At 66.8% G+C, this 13972-nt stretch carries 13 protein-coding genes; 9 read left to right on the top strand and 4 right to left on the bottom strand.

All coding sequences use genetic code 11. The features are described 5' to 3' along the window. Nucleotides 1-7 precede the first annotated feature (7 nt). The 4 genes from CHEID_RS05010 to CHEID_RS05025 all read left to right on the top strand — a co-directional run bounded on the left by CHEID_RS05010 (nt 8) and on the right by CHEID_RS05025 (nt 3835). Nucleotides 8-994, top strand: coding sequence for an ABC transporter ATP-binding protein (locus tag CHEID_RS05010; protein WP_112770331.1), 987 nt, complete (start codon nt 8-10; stop codon nt 992-994). Further along, nucleotides 987-1826 (top strand): ABC transporter permease, encoded by an 840-nt coding sequence (locus CHEID_RS05015; protein ID WP_273661420.1) that lies wholly within the window; start codon nt 987-989, stop codon nt 1824-1826. The genes CHEID_RS05010 and CHEID_RS05015 overlap by 8 nt, the downstream gene beginning before the upstream one ends. A 55-nt stretch (nt 1827-1881) precedes the next feature. Further along, nucleotides 1882-2823 carry a COX15/CtaA family protein gene (locus tag CHEID_RS05020; RefSeq protein WP_238599436.1) on the top strand — a complete coding sequence of 314 codons (942 nt, stop codon included), beginning with the start codon at nt 1882-1884 and terminating at the stop codon, nt 2821-2823. Nucleotides 2824-3112: 289 nt separating this feature from the next. Next, the gene (locus CHEID_RS05025; protein WP_273661422.1) at nt 3113-3835 is read left to right on the top strand and encodes a hypothetical protein; all 723 of its coding nucleotides are present in this window, start codon (nt 3113-3115) and stop codon (nt 3833-3835) included. Between the two features lie 80 nt (nt 3836-3915). Here the strand turns inward: CHEID_RS05025 and CHEID_RS05030 are convergent, their stop codons facing one another. Next, nucleotides 3916-4848 carry a heme o synthase gene (locus tag CHEID_RS05030; protein ID WP_112770372.1) on the bottom strand — a complete coding sequence of 311 codons (933 nt, stop codon included), beginning with the start codon at nt 4846-4848 and terminating at the stop codon, nt 3916-3918. Nucleotides 4849-5022: 174 nt separating this feature from the next. Between CHEID_RS05030 and tkt the strand changes: the two genes are divergently transcribed. From tkt to pgl, 5 genes are all read left to right on the top strand, one after another. Continuing rightward, on the top strand, nt 5023-7116 hold the full coding sequence (gene tkt, locus CHEID_RS05035; RefSeq protein ID WP_273661425.1) for a transketolase: 2094 nt from the start codon (nt 5023-5025) through the stop codon (nt 7114-7116). A gap of 47 nt (nt 7117-7163) precedes the next feature. Further along, nucleotides 7164-8294 (top strand): transaldolase, encoded by a 1131-nt coding sequence (tal, locus tag CHEID_RS05040; protein ID WP_112769508.1) that lies wholly within the window; start codon nt 7164-7166, stop codon nt 8292-8294. A gap of 46 nt (nt 8295-8340) precedes the next feature. Then, nucleotides 8341-9927: a glucose-6-phosphate dehydrogenase gene (zwf, locus tag CHEID_RS05045; RefSeq protein WP_112769507.1), complete on the top strand. Its 1587-nt coding sequence runs from the start codon at nt 8341-8343 to the stop codon at nt 9925-9927. A 50-nt stretch (nt 9928-9977) separates the two neighbouring features. Further along, nucleotides 9978-11006 carry a glucose-6-phosphate dehydrogenase assembly protein OpcA gene (locus CHEID_RS05050; RefSeq protein ID WP_112769506.1) on the top strand — a complete coding sequence of 343 codons (1029 nt, stop codon included), beginning with the start codon at nt 9978-9980 and terminating at the stop codon, nt 11004-11006. Between the two features lie 94 nt (nt 11007-11100). Next, nucleotides 11101-12009, top strand: a complete 909-nt coding sequence (gene pgl / locus CHEID_RS05055) for a 6-phosphogluconolactonase (RefSeq protein WP_420536386.1) — start codon at nt 11101-11103, stop codon at nt 12007-12009. A gap of 11 nt (nt 12010-12020) precedes the next feature. On the opposite strand, the gene CHEID_RS05060 is transcribed toward pgl, so the two are convergent. From CHEID_RS05060 to secG, 3 genes are read right to left on the bottom strand one after another with little or no spacing between them, the layout of a single operon-like run. Further along, nucleotides 12021-12929 (bottom strand): serine hydrolase, encoded by a 909-nt coding sequence (locus CHEID_RS05060; protein ID WP_238599320.1) that lies wholly within the window; start codon nt 12927-12929, stop codon nt 12021-12023. Then, nucleotides 12926-13639: a hypothetical protein gene (locus CHEID_RS05065; protein ID WP_238599319.1), complete on the bottom strand. Its 714-nt coding sequence runs from the start codon at nt 13637-13639 to the stop codon at nt 12926-12928. Before CHEID_RS05065 ends, CHEID_RS05060 begins: the two co-directional genes overlap by 4 nt. 53 nt (nt 13640-13692) lie before the next feature. After that, nucleotides 13693-13929 carry a preprotein translocase subunit SecG gene (secG, locus tag CHEID_RS05070; RefSeq protein WP_112769505.1) on the bottom strand — a complete coding sequence of 79 codons (237 nt, stop codon included), beginning with the start codon at nt 13927-13929 and terminating at the stop codon, nt 13693-13695. Nucleotides 13930-13972 lie beyond the last annotated feature (43 nt).

Raw genomic sequence — 13972 nt, forward strand, 5'->3', positions numbered from 1 at the left:
TTCTTTCGTGACTACAGCAGGTTCAACACCGCTTCTGGACGTCCGCTCCGTCGTCCGCCGCTTCGGCAAAACCATCGCCGTGGACGGCCTGGACTTTCACGTGGATCGCAGCGAGGTCGTCTGCGTCCTCGGCCCCAACGGGGCCGGCAAGACCACCACCATCGAGATGTGCGAGGGCTTCCAGCGCCCAGACAGCGGCAGCGTGCGCGTATTTGGCATGGATCCCTTCGCCGACAGCGATAAGGTTCGCGAGCGCATCGGCGTGATGCTCCAGGGGGGTGGGGCCTACCCTGGGATCCGCGTGGGGGAAATGCTCCGGTTGGTGGCGTCCTACAGCGCCCATCCCCTGGACACCGAATGGCTGCTGCACACCGTCGGCCTGGAACGGCAGCGCAAAACGACGTTTCGGCGCCTGTCCGGGGGGCAGCAGCAGCGGCTCGCCCTGGCCTGCGCCCTGGTCGGCCGGCCTGAGCTGGTTTTCCTGGACGAGCCCACCGCCGGCCTAGACGCCCAATCCCGCCTACTGGTGTGGGACCTCATCTCCTCCCTTCGGCGCGACGGGGTTTCCGTGGTCCTGACCACCCACCTGCTCGACGAGGCGGAGGCTCTCTCCGATCGCGTGGTCATCATCGACCGCGGCACCGTGGTGGCCCAGGGCAGCCCGGCGGAGCTGACCACCTCCCTGGCCACCGCCACCTCCGGGTCGCGCATCGTGCTGCAGCTGGATGGGGTGATCGACGTTCCATCCTTTGTGGACGCCACCTGCCAGCGCGCCGGTCTGGGCGTCCCCACGGACGATGACCGGGGCCTGACCATGGTGCGCATCCGCCCTGGCAGCTACGCCCTCAACGGCCCCCACCCCACCCCCGGGCTGCTCACCGCCGTGACTCAGGCCGCCGCGGACCAGGGGGTGCTCATCACCTCCCTCGACATGAACAAGACATCCCTGGAGGACGTGTTCCTCTCCATCACGGGAAGGCAGATGCGTGGATAACAATTACACCACCACAGACCGGCACGATGCCACACCAGACCGGCAAGACACCGCCGAGCGCTTCCCCGTCGGGCAGTTCCGCCCCGATCCCCGCCGTTCCAGCGCGAAGACGATGCTGCTGGCTCAGGCAAAGATCGAGTCCCTCCTGTTCCTGCGCCACGGCGAGCAGCAGTTGATCTCCCTGATCATTCCGATTGGGCTGCTTGTGGGCTTCTCCCTGCTGCCATTCGTACCCCTGGATCACCCCGTGTACCGGGTGTTCCCTATGGCCCTGGCGGTTGCGATCATGGGCGCCGGTTTCACCGGGCAGGCCATTGCCGTGGCCTTCGACCGGAAGTACGGAGCGCTGAAGCGGATTGGGGCCTCCGGGGTGCCCACCTGGGCGCTGATTGGCGGGAAGATCGTTGCCGTGGGGGCGGTGGTGGTTGTGCAACTGACGGTGCTGACGGTGGTGGCGCTGCTGCTGGGTTGGCGGCCGGAGGGGGCTGGGGTCTTCTCCGCGATCATTTTCGTGGTGCTCGGCGTGGCGGCGTTCACCAGCCTGGGGTTGGCCCTGGGCGGGACGCTGTCTTCGGAGATGACGCTGGCAATCGGGAACACTATTTGGTTCGTTTTCCTGGGGGCGGCGGCCTTCGCCACTATCTCCCCGAACGCCTCCGAGGGAACCCGGGCCCTGCTGCACCTGTTTCCTTCGGTGGCTTTGACGGAGGGGTTGCGCGGGGCGGCCGGGGGAAGTTTCAACGCCCTAGCCGCGGTGGTGCTGGCGGTGTGGGCGGTGTTGGGGTCCGTTTTGGTCGTGCGCTTTTTCAGCTTCACCACCAGAGACGATTAAGGTTGGAGGGGTGAAAACCTCGCTCTCCCCCGGCACCGCACCTGCCGAATCAACGTTGTCCGGCAAGCCCGAGTGGGCCCGTCAGCGGTTGCTGGCGATCATCCTGCTGATCTGCCAGACGGGGATTACCTTTACCGGATCCTTGGTGCGCGTCACCGGTTCCGGGTTGGGCTGCAATACGTGGCCGCAGTGCCATCCCGGGTCCTTCGTGCCGGTCCCGGGTGCGGCGCCGTGGATCCATCAGATGATTGAGTTCGGCAACCGCTTGCTGACGTTCGTCCTGGCCATTGCGGCACTGGCGACGTTCATCGCGGTGTGGCGGGCCGGGCGGCGCAGTGCGGTGAAGTGGCTGGCTTTCATTCAGGGGATCGGGATCATCGTGCAGGCCGTGCTGGGTGGGATCTCGGTGCGCCTGGATTTGGCGTGGTGGAGCGTGGGGCTGCACTTCTTGCCCTCCATGGTGCTGGTGTTCTTCGCGGCGGTGTTGGTGACCCGTATCGGCGAGCCGGATGAGGCCCCCGTTCGGCATAACGAGCCGCCGTCGCTGGAGATCCTCACGCACCTCTCCGCTGGTCTACTGGCGCTGACGCTAATCACGGGAGTGATGGTGACCGGGTCCGGGCCGCACGCCGGGGACGCCGCCATCAAGCCCGAGAACCGCTTGCAGCTGCCTTTGGTGGAGATTGCCCACATTCACGCCCACTCCATGTATCTGTACCTCGGCGTGACTATCGGCCTGTTGGCCGGGTTGCTCGCCGTTCGGGTGCCGCGCAACATCAAGCGCGCGACGCTGCTGCTGATCGTGGGCATCATCCTTCAGGCCTTCGTGGGCATCATCCAGTACTGGATGGGCGTCCCCCGGTGGACCGTGCCCCTGCACGTGGTCGGGTCCGGGATCGTGACGGCCGCGACCGGGTTTCTGTGGTCTCTCATGGTGCGGCGCCAAATCGCGCCAGGCTGGGGCCCGGTGTCCAGCCAGAAGGCGGTGGAGCGCTAGCTCCTGGTTTCTCTTCGGTCTCTTCTCCCGGACGCCAACAGCGCCGCCACATCCCACCGGCTGGGTAATCGAAACACTATCCGATCGAACACCCGCACCAACCCACCTGCGACCCCACCCCACCCAGCCGTTTTTACCGCCCCCATGCCACCCAACCCCCCAACCCCCGACACCACACCGGTAAAAACCCCACACCACACACCAACCACCACCAGCACACCAACCACCACCATTACCGGGGCCGTCGTGGCGGGTTTGTGATCCCACCGACGCGTTCAGCGTGCACGCGGTGACCGGCAACCGCCAGCACCTCGCCACCGCCCAGGTGTGCGCCCCGGACGACCCGGAGGTGGTCATCAGCGATATCGCCACCCGCCTAGCCGACGACCTCCTCGCCGTGCCACCTGCCCACCGCCAACAGGTGGACACCACCATCGCCACCAAGGTGCTCACCCCCACCCGGGCATGCCAAGCCGTACCCGCCGTGCGGTGTGTCCACAGGCGGGTGCAGGCCATCATCGCCGAGATCTGCCCCCCCCCAGCCCGGCCCACCGACACCGACGAGGTCCCCACCCCACCACCTTCGGCGGGGACCTTGTCGATCGACACCCGCGACGAGAACACCACCACATTCCACCTGAGCGTGGATAAACCCGACGCCGCTGAACTCACCGCCGCGATCACCACCACCGCCGCCCGCGGTGACCTCACCACCGCCGAGGCGCTTATCGCCCTGATCCGCGGGCAGGTGGCCACCTCGGTGACCGGGAACCTGCCATGCCTCTGCGCGTTCCACCACCGGGTGAAAACCTCCGGCCACTGGGACGTCACCATGGCCGGTGACGGCACCCAAGCATGGACCAGCCACGGCGACGGGGACGTTATCATCACCGAACCCGGCGGGCCGCTACGCCGAGCATCGTTCACCCACCGGGCCACCAACCGCGCGAGAATACTCACCGAACGCAACAACCAACTCAAACCCCCACCCGACGACGAACCCCCCTTCTAACCCCCACACCACCCACACCCACCCACACCCACCACTCAGGGCACGCGGGCTACCCACCCACGCCCACACCCCGGGGCTACCTAGAACAGGCCCCCGATGGTCTGCAGGCCCAGTACGGCGTCGACGGACAGCGCAACGAACAGGATGGACAGGTAATTGTTCGATAGGAAGAACAGTTGCATGGGTTTGACGGGCGTCCCCGCCTTCACGCCCCGGTGAAGCGCGTGTGCCTTCCACACAAACCACGCCCCGGACAGCACCGCCACGACGGCGTACACCCAGCCGGCGGCGGGAAGCAGCACGAGGGAGGTCAGCACGGTCGCCCACGTATAGGCCAAGATCTGCCGAGTCACCTCCAGCGGCGGCTTGACCACGGGCATCATCGGCACGCCGGCGGCCTCATAGTCCTCGCGGTAGCGCATGCCCAGCGCCCAGGTGTGGGGTGGCGTCCAGAAGAAGATGATGAGGAACAACACCAGTGCCTGACCCCAAGACAGCCAACCGGCTTGGAAGGCACCCCCATTGTTATCGGTGACCGCAGCCCACCCCACGATGACCGGCATACATCCCGCAGCGCCGCCCCAAATGACGTTCTGCCACGTCCGCCGCTTCAGCCACTTTGTATAGACGTAGATGTAGAACCAGATCGTCAACAGGACGAATCCAGCCGCCAACCAGGACCCCACCAGCAACCCCAGCCACAGCGTGCTGGCGACCATCAGCACCCACGCGAACACCCTCGCCTGGGAGACCGAAACCGTGTGCCGAGCCAGCGGCCGCCGCCGGGTACGCCGCATCAACTGGTCGATGTCGTGGTCCGCCACCATATTGAACGTGTTGGCGGCCGCGGCCCCCATCCACCCGCCCGCAAGGGTGAGCAGAATCAACCCGAGACTGACGTGACCCCGCTCCGCCTGCAGCATCGCCGGAATAGTAGCGACGAGAAGCAGCTCGATGACCCGGGGCTTCGTCAGGGCGACGTAGCCCTTTACGGTCTCCGCGATTCTTTCCACCGGGTCGATTGCCTCCGCTGTCGATAAGGGTTATCCGCGTCTACGCTACCCCAGCGGCGCACAGACCTGAAAAGAGGTCATCCCCACGTGCCGCCCCGAAAGTAGCCGTTATGCTCTAGGGAGTACGAGCCCCATGAACCAAGGCACTAGCGTGCAAGAAAGGTGTCCCCCGCTGTGACTCTCTCCCCAGAACTCCAGGCGCTGACCGTGCGCAAATACCCCGCGCAGTGGTCGGACCTCGATACCCGGGCCATCGACATGACTCGCGTTCTGGCGGTTGACGCGGTGGAAAACTGCGGCTCCGGCCACCCCGGCACGGCCATGAGCCTGGCCCCCCTCGCCTACACCCTGTACCAGCGAGTCCTGCGCCACAACCCCAAGGACACCGGCTGGATCGGCCGCGACCGCTTCGTCCTGTCCTGCGGCCACACCTCCCTCACCCAGTACCTTCAGCTCTACCTCGGCGGTTTCGGCCTGGAGATCGAGGACATCAAGAAGCTCCGCACCTGGGATTCCCTGACCCCCGGCCACCCGGAATACGCCCACACCCGCGGCGTGGAGATCACCACCGGCCCGCTCGGCCAGGGCCTCGCCTCCGCCGTGGGCATGGCAATGGCCGCCCGCCGCGAACGTGCCCTCTTCGATCCCTCCGCCCCCGCAGGCCAGTCCCCCTTCGACCACCACATCTTCGTCATCGCCTCCGACGGGGACATCGAAGAGGGCGTCACTGCGGAAGCCAGCTCCCTGGCGGGTACCCAGCAACTCGATAATCTCATCGTGTTCTGGGACGACAACGGTATTTCGATTGAGGACGACACCACCATTGCGTTCACCGAAGACGTCGTGGCGCGCTACGCCGCCTACGGGTGGCAGACCCTAGATGTCACCGGCGAAGACGTGGAGGGCATCATGGCCGCCGTGGAAACAGCGAAGGCGGAGACCACCCGCCCCACCTTCATCCGGATGCGCTCCGTCATCGCCAACCCCGCCCCCCACGCCATGAACACGGGCGCCTCTCACGGCGCGGCCCTCGGCGCGGCTGAGGTGGAAGCGATCAAGCAGGAGCTGGACTTCCCCAACGAGCCCTTCCCGGTCGACGAGAATGCCCTGCGCCACGCCCGTCAGCACCTCGCCGCCCGCGGCGAGCAACTGCAGGCCGAATGGACGGAAAGCTTCGACAAGTGGGCTGCGGAGAACCCCGAGAAGAAAGAGCTTTTCGACCGCCTCTTCTCCCGCACCCTCCCCCGTGACTACGCCGCGGACCTCCCCGTGTGGGAGCCGGGAGATTCCCTGGCGACCCGTAAGGCCTCCGAGGCCGTGCTGCAGGTGCTGGGCAAGACACTTCCGGAGCTGTGGGGCGGGTCCGCCGACCTGGCCGGGTCCACCAACACCATCATCAAGGGAGAGGACTCGTTCGGCCCCGAATCCATCTCCACCAGCACCTTCAAGGCCTCTCCCCTGGGCCGCAACCTCCACTTCGGCATCCGCGAGCACGCCATGGGCGCGATCCTCAACGGCATCGCCCTGCACGGCCCCACCCGCCCCTACGGCGCGACGTTCCTCCAGTTCGCCGACTACATGCGCCCCTCCGTCCGCCTCGGCGCGCTGATGGGCGTGGACACGTACCTGGTGTGGACCCACGATTCCATCGCCCTCGGGGAGGATGGACCGACTCACCAGCCAGTGGAACACCTTGCGGCACTGCGGGCCATCCCGGATCTGGCCGTCCTGCGCCCCGCTGATGCCAACGAAACCGCCGCCGCCTGGGTCGCCGCCCTCGAAGCGGACCCGGCTCCCAAGGCCTTCGCCTTCACCCGGCAGAACGTCCCCGTACTGGAGGGGACGAAGGAGAAGGCGCGGGAGGGGATCCGGCGCGGCGCATACACCCTCGTGGAGGCCTCCACCGGCACCCCCGAGCTGATCCTCATCGCCACGGGTTCCGAGGTGCAGATCGCCGTGGAGGCTGCGCAGATCATGGAGGACCGGGGCACCCCCACCCGCGTCGTATCCATGCCCGTCATGGAGTGGTTCCTGCAGCAGGACCGGGCCTACCGGGACGAGATCCTGCCCCCCAGCGTCACCGCCCGAGTGTCCATCGAGGCGGGCATCGCCATGCCGTGGCACCAGTTCACCGGCTTCGCGGGGCGTAACGTGTCCATCGAACGCTTCGGCGCTTCGGCGGACTACCACACGCTCTACGAGAAGTTCGGGATGACTACCGAGCGGGTCATCGCCATCATCGATGACATGATGGCCGCCGAGGCTTAAGGCCTCCCCTCCCCCTTCCCCCATTGACACGAAGAGGCGATCAGAACATGACAGCCCCCATCACCGCGCTGGCCCAGGCCGGCACGTCCGTATGGCTCGACGACCTATCCCGGCAGCGCCTGCGCAGCGGCAACCTGGCCGAGGTCATCCGCACGAAGGGGGTGGTGGGGGTAACCACGAACCCCGCCATCTTCAAGCAGGCCATGTCCGTCGGCACCGCCTACGACGAGCAGATCGCCCAGTTGGCGCAGCAGGGTGTTCCCGCCGAATCCGCCGTCTTCGCCATGGCCACAGACGATGTCCGGGACGCCTGCGACCTCTTCCGGGAGATCCACCGGGACACCGATGGCAAGGACGGCTGGGTTTCCCTGGAAGTTGATCCTCGGCTCGCCAACGACCGGGACGCCACCGTCACCCAGGCTCGGGAACTCGCGGAGACCGTGGACCGCGACAACATCATGATCAAGATCCCGGCCACAGAGGACTGCCTACCCGCCATCACCGGTGTCCTGGGCGCCGGGATTTCCGTCAACGTCACCCTCATCTTCTCCGTTGCCCGGTACAACCAGGTCGTTCAAGCCTTCATTGACGGCATCGCGGAAGCCCGCCACAACGGTCACGACATTTCCAAGATTAGGTCGGTGGCGTCCTTCTTCATCTCCCGGGTTGACACGGAGATCGACGCTCGCCTGGATACCGCCACCGCCGCCGCCGAGGCCGCGGGCGAAAGGAAGGATTTTTCGGACCTCAAGGGCAAGGCGGGCATCGCCAATGCCCGTTTGGCTTATGACGCCTTTAGCCGCGCGTTCGGCGACAGCCCCGTATGGCAGGAGCTGGCGCAGGCCGGGGCGCATGTGCAGCGCCCCCTGTGGGCCTCCACCTCAGTGAAGAACGCGGCCTACCCGGACACCCTGTACGTTACGGAACTGGCCGGTCCGGACACGGTCAACACCATGCCGGAGGACACTCTGGATGCCACGATCGACCACGCGGAGGTCACCGGGGACACCCTCACCGGCACCGCGGATGATGCCCGGCAGGTGTTCGAGAAGCTGGCGGCCGCGGGCATCGACCTGGCGGATGTGTGGGAAGTCCTGGAGGCCCAGGGCGTGGACAAGTTCGTCAGCTCCTGGGAGGAGTTGCTGGGCACCCTCGATCAGCAGCTCACCAAGGCCTGAAGCTCAGTAATCCCCCCGTTTCGTTCCCCAGCACCAGAAGGGTGATATGACCACGCCCGCAGACAGTTCCCCCAGCGGCGATCCGGATTTCCGCGATCTCAACGATCTCCAGCGGCCCAACCCGCTGCGCGACGAATTCGATAAGCGACTCCCCCGCATCGCCGGCCCCTGCGGCCTCGTCATCTTCGGGGTGACCGGGGACCTCGCCCGCAAAAAGCTGCTGCCCGCCATCTACGACCTGGCCAACCGCGGCCTGCTGCCGCCCAGCTTCAGCCTTATCGGCTACGGTCGGCGGCCCTGGTCCAAAGCGGAGTTCGAACAGCAGGTGCTCTCCGCCGTGCGGGAGAAGGCGCGAACCCCCTGGCGGCAGGGCGTTTGGGATCGCCTGGCGGAGGGCATCCACTTCGTCACGGGGGATTTCACCAACGACGACGCCTTCGATCGGCTCGCGGAACTGACCCGCACCCTGGACCGGGAGCGCGGCACCGCCGGTAACTGGGCCTACTACCTTTCGGTCCCGCCCGAGCACTTCCCCAGCGTCTGCCACCAACTGGAGCGCTCCGGGCTCGCGGATTCCCCCCGCTCCGGCGGCTGGCGGCGCGTCGTCATCGAGAAGCCCTTCGGCCACGACGAGCGCTCCGCCCGCGAGCTCAACGCCATCGTCAACAAGGTCTTCCCGGAATCCAGCGTCTTCCGCATCGACCACTACCTGGGTAAGGAGACCGTTCAAAACATCCTGGCCCTGCGGTTTGCCAACCAGCTCTTCGACCCGCTGTTCAACTCCCACTACGTGGATCACGTGCAGATCACCATGGCGGAGGACATCGGCCTCGGCGGACGCGCCGGTTACTACGACGGCATCGGCGCCGCACGCGACGTGATCCAAAACCACCTGCTGCAGCTCCTGGCGCTCATCGCGATGGAGGAGCCCGTCGCCTTCAACCCGGCCGAGCTGCAGGCGGAGAAGGTCAAGGTCCTCCGCGCCACCCGCCCCGTGGGCCCCTTCCTCAAGACCACCGCTCGGGGCCAGTACACCTCCGGCTGGCAGGGCAGCCAGCGCGTCAAGGGCCTGCGCCAGGAGGAAGGCTTCGACCCGGAGTCCACGACGGAAACCTTCGCGGCGGCCACCTTCGAGATCAGCTCCCGCCGCTGGGCGGGCGTGCCCTTCTATTTGCGCACAGGGAAGAGGCTGGGTCGGCGCGTCACCGAAATTGCGTTGGTCTTCAAGGACGCCCCCCACCTCCCCTTCGGCCAGGGTCAAACCGCGGCCCAGGGCAACAACATGCTGGTCATCCGAGTGCAACCGGACGAGGGCATGCTCATGCGCTTCGGCTCGAAGGTGCCCGGATCCGGCATGGAGGTGCGGGACGTGAACATGGACTTCTCCTACTCGGAGGCTTTTACCGAGGAATCCCCGGAGGCCTACGAACGCCTCATCTTGGACGCCCTCCTGGATGAGGCCAGCCTCTTCCCCACTAACGAGGAGGTGGAGCTGTCCTGGCGCATCCTGGACCCCATCCTCACCCAGTGGGCGGAACACGGTCGGCCCGACGACTATCCCGCCGGGACGTGGGGCCCCGCCAGTGCCCGCGAGATGCTCGCCCGAGACGGGCGGGAGTGGCGCCGGCCCTAGGGCTGGTGGCGTCCGGAAGAAAACCAACGACCGAACAGGAAAACTGGCCCATGATCATCGACCTGCCCAACTGCACCACCCAAAACATCCTCCGGCGCCTCCGTGAGGTGCGCGAGGAGCGGGGGGAGGTGGCCACCGGGCGCGTCCTGACGTTCGTCGTCGCCGCCCAGGGTAAGGACGACCTGGACACCATCACCCGCATCATCCACGACGCCTCCCGGGAACACCCCGCTCGCGTGGTGGTGCTTGTCAGCCACGAGGAACCCGGGGAGCCCGTGCTCGACGCGCAGCTACGGCTGGGCGGAGATGCGGGGGCCTCGGAGGTCATCATCATGCACCTCAAGGGCGAGCTGTCCAAGCATAGGGCGAGCGTGGTGACCCCCCTGCTGCTGCCCGATACCCCCGTGGTGGTGTGGTGGCCGTCTGCCGCGCCGCGCAATCCTGCGGCCGATCCGATCGGGGCTCTGGCCACCCGGCGCATCGTCGATTCTTTCTTCGACGCCGACTCCGACGGGCTGTACCGCCGGCGCATGACCTACTCCCCCGGCGACTCGGATCTTGTGTGGTCCCGCCTGACGCTGTGGCGCGGGCAGCTCGCCAGCGCACTGGACCATCCCCCGTTGGAGGACGTGCTCAGCGTAGATCTCTACGGGCCCGCCGAGGACCCCGCCGTGGACATCGCCGCGGGCTGGCTGGCCAATCGGCTGGACGTCCCGGTCACACGGCATTCCTCCGGCTCGCCGAAAACTCCCCTCGACGATCAGGGGCGGGCGGTCACTCCGGTGGAGAAGACCGTCCTGCACCGGCCCACTGCGGATATCACCTTGGAGGTGGTGGACGCCAACACCGTGCGCACCTGTGTGGGGGACAGCGAGTCTCTCGTGGCCTTGGGTCGGAGGGCCCCGGGCGATTGCATCGCGGAGGAGCTGCGGCATCTCGATCCGGATCAGGCTTTCGGGTTGGCGCTGCGGGGGCTGGTGCGCGTCAACAGGCCCGACCGCGGGGGGCGCGGGGTCTACCGCAGCGGGCACACCGTGCCGGAACGCGACGGCGGTTTCCAGGAGGAATCCCAGCGGTGAGGGGATGCCGCGCGGCCGACAAGTGAGTACTTTGGGGTACAACAGTGAACCCAACCCGGCCAGGAAACTTTTCCACTGGAAGGAAGATTCAGACATGCCGAGGTTTGACGACATGTTCGCGAACGTGTTCAAGGAGCCGACGGAGCACACCACGCACCGGCGGAAGTTCGGGCTGCGGCATGACCACCCCACGACCGACGAGGACGAAAGTACCGCGGTGAGCCTCAGCAGCCACGCCGACGCGGACCACATGGCCCGGACCGTGGCCCGGGAGCTGGTGCAGCTCATCTCCGGGTTGCAGGCCAGCGGCGGCACGGTGACCCGAGACGGTTTCGTGCGCGTGGTCCTGACCGGGGGGACGGCGGGCATCGAAGTGTGCCGCCAACTTGCCGAGCTAGACAGCGCCGCGCGCTCCACCGCGGAGAGTTTCCCGATGGCCGACGCGATCGACTGGTCTCGGGTTTACATCTTCTTCGGCGACGAGCGGTTTGTGCCCGAAGGCCACCCTGACCGTAACGACGAACAGGCCCGCCAGGCCCTCCTGGACCACGTGGCGATCCCGCCGGAGAACATCATGCGCTATCCCGCGCAGCCGGAGGGCCAACAGGCCGACGGCCCCGCGTTGGACGCCGCCGCCCGAGAGTACGAGACACTGATCAACCGCCACGCGCCGGACGGGTTCGATATCCACCTGCTGGGGATGGGCCCGGAAGGCCACATCAACTCGCTGTTCCCGAACACCGACGAGCTGCTCCACGCCTCCGGGTCCGTTGTTGCGGTGCGTCGCTGCCCCAAGCCCCCGGCGGAACGAGTCAGCTTGACGATCTCCGCCGTTAACCGCTCCCGGCGGGTGTGGCTACTCGTCGCCGGGGCCGCCAAGCGGGAGGCCGCCGGGCACGTCCTCGACGGGGATAACGGGGCCCAGTGGCCGGCGGCACTGGCGACGGGAACGCTGGACACGGTGCTGTGGGTAGATCGGGAAGCAGACCCCACCGCTAAGTAGCCGACCGCCGACTAGCAGTGTGCGGCGGGGAGCGAATCTAGCTGGGTTTGCTGCAGCTCCCGGGCGAGCGCCGTGAGCATGGCCTGGCCGTCCGCGTAGCTACCCGACGGGGCCTTCGCGGCGATGGCCACTGCGATGTCCCCCTGGGCGCCGTGGACGAGGCCGAACTGGCGCACAAGGTACGCCCCGGACTCGTCCGGGCCCCAGCCGCCCTTGAATCGCGCCTCCGGCAAGCTGCCCAGCCCGTAGGCCTGATCCGATTCCACCTGACCCATGTTCTCCAGCACGGGCTGGGCCCCTTGGATGCACGGCAGGTGCGCGGCGAAGCGGGCCTGATCCGTCACCTTCCACTGCGTCTGCCCGTAGGCGGAGAAGCCCGGGCGGGTGACCTGAGCATTCACCACGGTGTTGTCCCCGACCCCTTGCAGAACCTGCCCCACTTGGGTGGCGGCCTGCTGACCGGAGCCCAGTTGCTGCCACAATTGATCGGCGGCTGCATTGTCCGAGCTGCGGATGGCGCGGGTGACGAGTCCCGAGGCCCCTGGTCCACCGGCGTTGAGCGCAGCGATGGACAGCGGGACCTTAGAGGTGGACCACGCCGGGCCGTCCAGCAGCTCCCCGCCGTAGGTGGCACCGTTGCCGTCGGACACCGCGATGCCCGCTGATCCGCCCATCTTGCCGGTGATCTTTGCGACGGCCGCCGCTAGGGCGGGGTTCTCTTGACCGGAGGGTGTGGTTGGCGACGACGGAGCCGGTGGTTGTGCGGGGACGGAGGTCCCCTGAACGGTGGGTGAGGGTTCTGCGGAGGCCGTCGGTTTCGTCGCGGAAGGGGCACCCTCATCCGTCGGGATGGTGCAGCTCGTGAGGGCGAAGACGCTGGCTAGCGCCACGCTGGCCGTAGTTCTGTGGTGCTGTCTCACGCGATATACACCACCGCGTCATTGCCGCCGCGGCACGTGACCCACTGGCCATTGTCCCGGCAGTCCATTGTGTAGTTCAGGTGGGTGACGGGGCTGTACGCGTTGATGACGGCGTTGTACTGCTTAGTTTGCAGGAAGTTGCGCGCGTAGGCCTCGCGGACGTTGTTCGCGAACTCCGCAGAAGTGGGCCCCGAGAGGTAGACGTTGTTGAAGTTACCCGCTGGCTGGCCGCTGATGGCCGCGTCGTTGACCGGTGAGGCTCCGGCCGGGAGGTTCGGCTGGGCGGGTCGGGCTGCCGGGGCGGAAGAAGGAGCGCTACTGGGGCTGCTGCTCGTGGTCGCCGGAGCGCTTGTGGTGGGCGGGGCCGCGATGTCCTGGGTGCCCTGGTCGTCCTTGTCGAATGCTCCGAAGGCCCAGGCGAGCAAAGCGATCGCACCGATGACTGCCAGGGTGCCCACGACGCTGCCGATGACGAGCCCGGAGGAACCGCTGCGCCCTCCGGTGGGCTCCGGTGCCGGTGGCTGGGCGAAGGACCCGTATTGCGGTTCGGGCTTGGGCGGCGGCGAGCTGACGTTATCGGTGCGCCAGGGATTGGCGGCCGGCCCCTCGGTCTGGGGGCGGATGATCTTCGTCTCGGGTCCCCACGAGTCTGGCCGTGGGGGCTTGGGACCGTTGGGGGAACCCCATCCGCCGTTACCTGGGTTACTCATGGTGCTCGGCTCCTTTAGCTCGGCGAGAGATCGCGGCGCCGCCGGTCGCCTCCTTAGAGATTGAAACGCAAAACGAGATTCAGGGCAATGAGAGCGACCAACCACAACACGGTTGTGATGATGGTGAGCCGGTCCAAGTTTTTCTCGGCCACGGTGGATCCGGAGAGATTGGATTGCATACCCCCGCCGAAGAGGCTGGAGAGGCCACCGCCCTTGCCCTTGTGCAGCAGCACGGAGAGGCCCATCAGCAGGCTCAGAACGACGATGGCGATCTGCAAAGCGAGGATCACAGGCGAGGAACTTTCTTATCGGATGGTGGACATGTGGGCACTG

Source organism: Corynebacterium heidelbergense, from assembly GCF_028609845.1.
GTDB lineage: Bacteria > Actinomycetota > Actinomycetes > Mycobacteriales > Mycobacteriaceae > Corynebacterium > Corynebacterium heidelbergense.

What these genes read in the sequence shown, in the direction of transcription:
- zwf (WP_112769507.1), top strand. Translation starts at nt 8,341, where the DNA reads ATGACCACGCCCGCAGACAGTTCCCCCAGCGGCGATCCGGATTTCCGC.
- CHEID_RS05050 (WP_112769506.1), top strand. Translation starts at nt 9,978, where the DNA reads ATGATCATCGACCTGCCCAACTGCACCACCCAAAACATCCTCCGGCGC.
- CHEID_RS05065 (WP_238599319.1), bottom strand. Translation starts at nt 13,639, where the DNA reads ATGAGTAACCCAGGTAACGGCGGATGGGGTTCCCCCAACGGTCCCAAG.
- pgl (WP_420536386.1), top strand. Translation starts at nt 11,101, where the DNA reads ATGCCGAGGTTTGACGACATGTTCGCGAACGTGTTCAAGGAGCCGACG.
- tal (WP_112769508.1), top strand. Translation starts at nt 7,164, where the DNA reads ATGACAGCCCCCATCACCGCGCTGGCCCAGGCCGGCACGTCCGTATGG.